Source organism: Sphingomonas bacterium (assembly GCF_903644055.1).
In the GTDB taxonomy this organism is placed as follows: Bacteria; Pseudomonadota; Alphaproteobacteria; order Sphingomonadales; family Sphingomonadaceae; genus Sphingomonas_I.
In genome coordinates, this window is sequence record NZ_CAHJXD010000223.1 from 1 (window position 1) to 6,325 (window position 6,325).

Below are 6,325 nucleotides of genomic sequence, written 5' to 3' on the forward strand. Positions count from 1 at the left end.
GGCCGCGGGTGGCGCCGAGCAACAGCGCGACGGCCGCGCGGGGATGCTGTGGAGCCTCGCGGGCAATGCCGCGCTCGCCGCCGACGATGCGGCGCGCGCGCATACCGATCTCGATCGCGCGCTCGCCTCGCCCGCATTGTCGCCGGCCATGCGCGGCGAGGCATGGTTCGATCGCGCGCGCGCCGAGTTTGCCCTCAACGATCTCAAGGATGCGCGCATCAGCCTCGATGCCGGGCTCAAGCTCGTTCCCGCCGATCCGTTCGGCTGGCTGCTGTCGGCCACGCTGGCGAGGCGCGACGATGATCTCGATCGTGCGGAAAAGGACGTCGGCGAGGCGGCGCGGCTCGCGCCCGACGATGCCGAGGTCGCGCTGGAAGCGGGGAACGTCGCCGCCGCTAGGGGCGTCATCGATGCCGCGCGGATCGCCTGGGCCCGCGCGGTCGAACTCGCGCCCGGCGATCCGGCGGGCAAGGCCGCCGCGCAGGCCCTCGCCGCCAATCGCTGATCATTATATCCTGGTCCGTCATACCAGCTTTCGCTGGGGTGACGGGCAAGATGCCTTATTGCTGCTGATCGGCGCGCGCGGCGCCCTCGCCATCGAGATTCTGCGCGACGAAATCCCAGTTGACGATATTGCCGAGCACGGTCTCGGCGAACTTGGGCCGGGCGTTGCGATAGTCGATGTAATAAGCATGTTCCCAGACGTCGAGCGTCAACAGCGGCTTGACCCCGTCATACACCACCGGCGTATCGGCATCGTGGTACGACGTGACCTTGAGCGCATCGCCCTCCAGCACCAGCCAAGCCCAGCCGCTGGCGAAATGGCCCACCGCTTCCTCGGCCATCTTCTTGAGCAGCGCCTCGGTCGAGCCGAAGCCGCTCTCGATCAGGCCGGCGAGCTTGCCCGAGGGCTGCTGCCCGGCGGGTGCCAGGCATTGCCAGAAGAAGCTGTGGTTCCAGATCTGCGCGCTGTTGTTGAACAGGCCCTTGTCGCCGCCGTCCTTGGCTTTCTTGATCACCTGGAGCAGCGACAGGCCTTGCAGCCCCTTCTCCTCGATCCAGCCGTTGGTCTTGTCGACATAGGCCTTGTGATGCTTGCCGTGGTGGAAATCGAACGTCTCGGCCGACATGTGCGGTTCCAGCGCCGATTTGTCGTAGGGGAGCGGGGGCAGTTCGAAAGCCATGGGGCGTCTCCTTCGCTAATCTCGCGCCTGCTAACGCCCGATCGCGCCCAAGGGCACCCCCAAAGGCTTGTTGCGAGTCGTTAGCGCTAACCGGCGCTTTTCTCGAGCAGGTCGTGGCGGCGAAGCGCGTGGCGGAGCTGATCGTAGGTGAGCCTGAGCGCGGTCGCGGTGGCGCGCTGGTTGAAGCGGCAGCGCGCCAGCGCCGCTTCCAGCAAGGCGCGCTCGTGCGCGTGGCAGGCGGCGCGGAGATCGTCGCAATCGAGCATGATCGTCGGTTGCGGCGCGGGTTGCGGGGCGGGCAGGGGGAGCGGTGCCGCGAGCGCGGGCTTCGGCGAAGCGATCCGCCACGGCGAGGCGAAAGGATCGAACGCGATCTCGTCGATCGGCTGTTCGGGCAGGTCCCAGCGATAGACCGCGCGCTCGATGACGTTGCGCAACTCGCGGACATTGCCCGGCCAGGGATGGTCGTCCAGCGTCCCGGCGGCGCGCGCGCTGAACCCCGGCCAGCGCGGCCAGCCGATCTCGGCCGCCATCCGCCGCCCGAAATGCTCGGCGAGCACGGGTATGTCGCCTTCGCGCGCGCGGAGCGGCGGCAGCGTGATCACCTCGAACGACAGGCGATCGAGCAGGTCGGCGCGGAAGCGTCCGCTGTCGGCGAGCGCGGGGAGATGTTCGTTGGTGGCGGCGACGATCCGCACGTCGACCCTCAGCGCGCGCGACGATCCGATCCGCGTCACCTCGCCATATTCGACCGCGCGGAGCAGCCGCTCCTGCGCCGCCATGCTCAGCGTCGCCAGCTCGTCGAGAAACAGCGTGCCGCCGTCGGCCTCCTCGAAGCGCCCGGCGCGCGCCTTGGTCGCGCCGGTGAAGGCGCCCGCCTCATGCCCGAACAGCTCGGCCTCGATCAATGTCTCCGGCAGGGCCGCGCAGTTGAGCGTGATCAGCGGCCCGCTCCACCGCCCCGAGAGACGATGCAGGCGCTCGGCGACGAGCTCCTTGCCGGTCCCGCGCTCGCCGATCACCAGCACCGGGCGATTTAGCGCCGCCGCCCGGCTCGCGCGCTCCACCGCGTCGAGAAAGGCCGTCGACTGGCCGATGAATTGCGCCTCGCGCTCCATCCCCGCAACTTGGCGGATTTTCCTATCTGTTGGCAAGAGCTCGTCGCCGGCTGATCTGCTGCGTCAGGCAGAAAATGCCGGAATTCCGGTATTTCCCCGACTTGGCACGGCTCCTGCAAAGCATGCCACGACGCCGGACGATATCGGCGCCGGTCAAAAAGCCAAGGTTCAGGAGAATGATGATGTTCAATTTCGACAAGTCCGATTTTCAGCGGCTCGCGGTTTCCGCCGTCGGCGCGCTCGCCGTCTCGACCGCCTGCATCGCCGCGGCGGTCGCCCCCGCTCATGCCGCGACGATCGCCAATGCGCCGCTCACCGTCGCTGATTGGCAGAGCAAGGTCGAAGGCCAGATCGATGCACGGATGCAGACGTTCGATGGCCCGCTTTCTTCGGATGCCAGGCAGGCGGTCGTCGCGGTCCGCTTTACTGCCGACGGCGACTATGCCGGCGCACGCCTCGCGCAGTCCAGCGGCAACGCCGCCTATGACGAGCATGCGCTCAAGGTCGCGCGCCACATCGCCTATCCGGCCTTTCCCGCCGGCCTTCAGGGCAGCCCGCATACGATCGCGATGCGCCTCTATTATGGCGCCACGCCCGTGGAATATGCCGCCGCGCACAAGCTGACCCCGCAGCTTGCCGAGGCCGTCGTCAACAACGGCGTCCGGATCGCCGCAAAGTGATCGAGATGTCGGAGCCGGCTCTTCCCCCGATGCCGGCTCCGGCGCTATCCTGGGGCGGCTGGAAAGCCCGGGGTGCAACAGAGTCTAGCGTAACCCGAGTAATCAAGGAGCATTTCATAATGGGTATCTTCTCCCGCACGCGCGACATCATCGCCGCCAACATGGCCGATCTGCTCGATCGGGCGGAGGACCCGGCGAAGATGATCCGCATGATCATCCTCGAGATGGAGGAAACCCTCGTCGAGGTCCGCGCATCGGCCGCGCGCCACATCGCCGATCAGAAGGAGATGCGCCGCCAGATCGCCAAGCTCGCCCAGGTGCAGGATGGCTGGATGGAAAAGGCCGAGCTCGCGCTCTCGAAGGGTCGCGAGGATCTCGCCAAGGCCGCGCTGGTCGAGAAGCAGAAGGCGAAGGATCTCGCCGAACAGCTTCAGGAAGAGATCCACGGCATCGACGAGGCGCTCTCCGCCTGCGAGGCCGACATCGCCAAGCTGCAAAACAAATTGCGCGAGGCGCGGACCCGCCAGAATTCGATCAGCACGCGACTGGAAAGCGCCAACAACCGCACCCGGCTGCGCGAAATGTATGCCGGCCCCAAGACCGAGGACGCCTTCTCGCGCTTCGAGGTGCTGGAACGCCGCGTCGACCTCGCCGAGGGCCGCGCCGACGCCGCCGGCTTCGGCATCGAGAAGAGCCTCGAGGAAGAAATCGCCGAGTTGCGCTCCTCCGAAAAGGTGGATGCCGAGCTGGAGGCGCTGAAGGCCCGCACGCAGGGCCGCATCACGAGCCAGGAGGGCTGAACCGATGGACTCCGATCTCATCCCCGTCTTCATCTGCGCCTTCCTGTTCATCGGCCTGCCCTGGCTGGTCTTCCACTATGTCACGCAGTGGAAGAAGAATGGCGGCCTCAGCGTCGAGGACGAGAATCTGCTCGACGAGCTGCACGAGCTCGCGCGCCGGCTCGACGATCGCATGGCGACGATCGAGCGGATCGTCGCGGTCGACAATCCCGATTTCCGCCGCCCTGCCTCCGAACGGCTGATCGACGAGCACGATGACGACCATGTCTTCGATCATCTTGCCGAGCGCCGCGATCGCCAGCGCACCCGCTGACCCCGTCTTCATCGAAAGGATGTTCACAATGACCCCGCGTCGCACCCGCTTCTACCTCGACAAGCGCAACGGCAAGTTCATGGGCGTCTGCGCCGGAATCGCCGATTATACCGGCGTCGACGTCACCTTCATCCGCGCCGGCGTGGTGCTGTTGACGGTGTTCGCCACCGGCGGCGTCGGCGCGGTGGCCTATTTCGCGCTGGGGCTGATCGCCCACGATCGCCCCCGCGAGTTCGCGCAGGAAGATCGCGTCGATCGCAAGTTCTGGCAGAAGGTGCGCGCGCGCCCCGGCCATTCGGTCCGCGACGTCCGCGCCAGCTTCCGCGATATCGACCGCCGCCTCGCCGACGTCGAGACGCACGTCACCAGCCAGAACCGCCGGCTCGCCGACGAGATCGAAGCGCTGCGCTGACCCGCCGTGGCACGCTGAACCGAAGGATTGCCCATGCATCACCCTGAAACCTGGATTTGGGTGCTGATCCCGATCGCCGCGATCTTCGCGGGCACGTTCAGACGCTGGTTCGCGCTCAAGGAGCGTGAGCTCGACAGGATCAGCGAGCGCACCGCCGATCAATCCGCCCAATCGGCCGCCGAGACCGAGCGGCTCAAGCAACGGGTGGCGGTGCTCGAACGCATCCTCACCGATCGCTCGGCCACGCTCGGCGACGAGATCGAGCGGCTGCGCGATCGCCCGATCAACTGACATATCGACAAGCAGGGAGCTAGACGATGGACGGCAAGATGATGGTGGTGCTGATCGTATTGATCCTCGGCGTCACCCGCATCATCCAGGCGCGCTACGGCGTCGTCCGCACCGGCCGCGGCCGCGAGGAGATGTATGTCGGGCCACCCAGAGACGACCGGCGCGACGACCGCGAGGCCGAGGCGCTGCGCGGCGAGGTACGCCTGCTCAAGGATCGCATCCAGGTGCTGGAGCGGATCGTCACCGACGCGGATCATACCCGCGGCTTGGCGCTGGAGCGCGAGATCGAGGCGCTGCGGCAGGACCGCGAGACGGTGCGGGAGATCAAGCCATGAGTGATCCGATAATCTCGGCGATGATCGTGGGCGCGGCGCTCGCGGGGCTGGTGGTGGTGGCGCTGGTCGCGCTCAAGGCGTGGCGCGACTGGCTGGCGCTCCAGCGGCTGAGGCTCGACGGGCTTCGCAGGGGCGATCCGCCGAGCGGCACCTCCGGCGCGCGCATCGAACTCGCCGATCTCAGGGAGCGCGTCCGCAAGCTGGAGGCGATCGCGGCGGGTGTGGATTTCTAGGCAACGCCTTGGCTCCTCCCATGCCCAAGGTGGACACCGTCTCCGCCCGATCCTAGCGCCTCCCGATGCCCGACCTGTCCGAAATCCTCGAAGAATATGGCTTTCTCGAACCCGACGACCGTTACCGTCTGCTGATCGACCTCGGCCGCGCGCTGGAGCCGATGCCCGAGGCGCTCAAGACCGACGCGACGCTGGTGCGCGGCTGCTCGGCGGCGGTGTGGGTCTATCCGACCACGCGCGACGACGGCCGCCTGCATTTCCTCGCCGATTCGAACGCCGCGATTACCAAGGGGATCATCGCGCTGGTGCTGGAGACGGTGCAGGACCGCACCCCGCAGGGCATCCTCGCCGCCGACATCGAAGCCGCGCTCGCGCCCTTCGACCTCAAGACGCAGCTAAGCTCGAACCGAACGCAGGGCATCCCCAACATGATTGCGCTGATCCGCGCCGAGGCAGCGCGCCTCGCGAGCTAGGGTCCGCACTGTTGACGTTGAATTCTCGTCACCCCGGCTCAAGGCCGGGGTGACGTCTCGGCTTGAACAGACGGCTCTAGACAGCCGAAAGCCCACCGTAATTGTTACCCGAGCGAAAGCTGGGATCTCCTTAAATGAAGCGCTCGCTTCTCCGAACGAGATCCCAGCCCTCGCTGGGATGACGGAAGCTCAAGACTCAAAAATCGATCGCGATGCCCTTGCGCTCCCAATCGCCGTAGCGCGTCGGCGAGAGCGTTTCGGTGGCGGTGGGATCGGCGGGCGCGGGTTCGGGGACGGGGGGGCTCGGGGAAAGATGCGCGGGCGGCGGCAGCTTGCCGGGCGGGGTCTGCGCTGCTCGTTGCTCGGCCATCCTTGCCTCGTCCATTGCGGCGTGGCGCTTCCGTGGCCACAGAGGCGGAGATGGGCACCCAGTTGGAACAAGGCAAGCCCGATGCGCGCGGGCCGGGCGAGGGCGTCGCGGCGCGC

At 67.1% G+C, this 6,325-nt stretch carries 12 protein-coding genes; 9 read left to right on the top strand and 3 right to left on the bottom strand.

Annotation, left to right across the window (positions count from 1 at the left end; translation table 11 throughout):
* A partial coding sequence (locus HUU94_RS09890) for a tetratricopeptide repeat protein (RefSeq protein ID WP_174274920.1) occupies positions 1 to 505 on the top strand: 505 nt, incomplete at its 5' end.
* A 55-nt stretch (positions 506 to 560) separates the two neighbouring features.
* Here HUU94_RS09890 and HUU94_RS09895 read toward each other — a convergent pair.
* Positions 561 to 1,184, bottom strand: coding sequence for a superoxide dismutase (locus HUU94_RS09895; protein ID WP_174274921.1), 624 nt, complete (start codon positions 1,182 to 1,184; stop codon positions 561 to 563).
* A gap of 86 nt (positions 1,185 to 1,270) precedes the next feature.
* Positions 1,271 to 2,302 (bottom strand): phage shock protein operon transcriptional activator, encoded by a 1,032-nt coding sequence (gene pspF / locus HUU94_RS09900; RefSeq protein ID WP_174274922.1) that lies wholly within the window; start codon positions 2,300 to 2,302, stop codon positions 1,271 to 1,273.
* A 182-nt stretch (positions 2,303 to 2,484) separates the two neighbouring features.
* Here pspF and HUU94_RS09905 point away from each other — a divergent pair, with 182 nt between their 5' ends.
* The 8 genes from HUU94_RS09905 (at position 2,485) to HUU94_RS09940 (ending at position 5,839) form a co-directional block, all read left to right on the top strand.
* Positions 2,485 to 2,982 carry a TonB family protein gene (locus HUU94_RS09905; RefSeq protein ID WP_174274923.1) on the top strand — a complete coding sequence of 166 codons (498 nt, stop codon included), beginning with the start codon at positions 2,485 to 2,487 and terminating at the stop codon, positions 2,980 to 2,982.
* A gap of 119 nt (positions 2,983 to 3,101) precedes the next feature.
* On the top strand, positions 3,102 to 3,782 hold the full coding sequence (pspA, locus tag HUU94_RS09910; protein WP_174274924.1) for a phage shock protein PspA: 681 nt from the start codon (positions 3,102 to 3,104) through the stop codon (positions 3,780 to 3,782).
* A gap of 4 nt (positions 3,783 to 3,786) precedes the next feature.
* Entirely contained in the window at positions 3,787 to 4,095 is a 309-nt protein-coding gene (gene pspB / locus HUU94_RS09915; RefSeq protein WP_174274925.1) for an envelope stress response membrane protein PspB, read from the top strand.
* A gap of 28 nt (positions 4,096 to 4,123) precedes the next feature.
* Positions 4,124 to 4,507, top strand: a complete 384-nt coding sequence (gene pspC / locus HUU94_RS09920) for an envelope stress response membrane protein PspC (RefSeq protein ID WP_174274926.1) — start codon at positions 4,124 to 4,126, stop codon at positions 4,505 to 4,507.
* Between the two features lie 33 nt (positions 4,508 to 4,540).
* Positions 4,541 to 4,798: a hypothetical protein gene (locus HUU94_RS09925; RefSeq protein WP_174274927.1), complete on the top strand. Its 258-nt coding sequence runs from the start codon at positions 4,541 to 4,543 to the stop codon at positions 4,796 to 4,798.
* 26 nt (positions 4,799 to 4,824) lie between these two features.
* A complete protein-coding gene (locus tag HUU94_RS09930) occupies positions 4,825 to 5,133 on the top strand; it encodes a hypothetical protein (RefSeq protein ID WP_174274928.1) in 309 nt (102 codons plus the stop codon).
* The gene (locus HUU94_RS09935; protein ID WP_174274929.1) at positions 5,130 to 5,366 is read left to right on the top strand and encodes a hypothetical protein; all 237 of its coding nucleotides are present in this window, start codon (positions 5,130 to 5,132) and stop codon (positions 5,364 to 5,366) included. Before HUU94_RS09930 ends, HUU94_RS09935 begins: the two co-directional genes overlap by 4 nt.
* A gap of 65 nt (positions 5,367 to 5,431) precedes the next feature.
* Positions 5,432 to 5,839: a SufE family protein gene (locus tag HUU94_RS09940; RefSeq protein ID WP_174274930.1), complete on the top strand. Its 408-nt coding sequence runs from the start codon at positions 5,432 to 5,434 to the stop codon at positions 5,837 to 5,839.
* Positions 5,840 to 6,035: 196 nt separating this feature from the next.
* Here HUU94_RS09940 and HUU94_RS09945 read toward each other — a convergent pair whose 3' ends face one another.
* Entirely contained in the window at positions 6,036 to 6,209 is a 174-nt protein-coding gene (locus HUU94_RS09945) for a DUF1674 domain-containing protein (protein WP_174274931.1), read from the bottom strand.
* Positions 6,210 to 6,325: the final 116 nt, after the last annotated feature.

Excerpts from the sequence above, each read along its gene's own strand:
- HUU94_RS09895 (WP_174274921.1), bottom strand. The coding sequence starts at position 1,184 with ATGGCTTTCGAACTGCCCCCGCTCCCCTACGACAAATCGGCGCTGGAA.
- pspF (WP_174274922.1), bottom strand. The coding sequence starts at position 2,302 with ATGGAGCGCGAGGCGCAATTCATCGGCCAGTCGACGGCCTTTCTCGAC.
- HUU94_RS09905 (WP_174274923.1), top strand. The coding sequence starts at position 2,485 with ATGTTCAATTTCGACAAGTCCGATTTTCAGCGGCTCGCGGTTTCCGCC.
- pspA (WP_174274924.1), top strand. The coding sequence starts at position 3,102 with ATGGGTATCTTCTCCCGCACGCGCGACATCATCGCCGCCAACATGGCC.
- pspB (WP_174274925.1), top strand. The coding sequence starts at position 3,787 with ATGGACTCCGATCTCATCCCCGTCTTCATCTGCGCCTTCCTGTTCATC.
- pspC (WP_174274926.1), top strand. The coding sequence starts at position 4,124 with ATGACCCCGCGTCGCACCCGCTTCTACCTCGACAAGCGCAACGGCAAG.
- HUU94_RS09925 (WP_174274927.1), top strand. The coding sequence starts at position 4,541 with ATGCATCACCCTGAAACCTGGATTTGGGTGCTGATCCCGATCGCCGCG.
- HUU94_RS09930 (WP_174274928.1), top strand. The coding sequence starts at position 4,825 with ATGGACGGCAAGATGATGGTGGTGCTGATCGTATTGATCCTCGGCGTC.
- HUU94_RS09935 (WP_174274929.1), top strand. The coding sequence starts at position 5,130 with ATGAGTGATCCGATAATCTCGGCGATGATCGTGGGCGCGGCGCTCGCG.
- HUU94_RS09940 (WP_174274930.1), top strand. The coding sequence starts at position 5,432 with ATGCCCGACCTGTCCGAAATCCTCGAAGAATATGGCTTTCTCGAACCC.
- HUU94_RS09945 (WP_174274931.1), bottom strand. The coding sequence starts at position 6,209 with ATGGCCGAGCAACGAGCAGCGCAGACCCCGCCCGGCAAGCTGCCGCCG.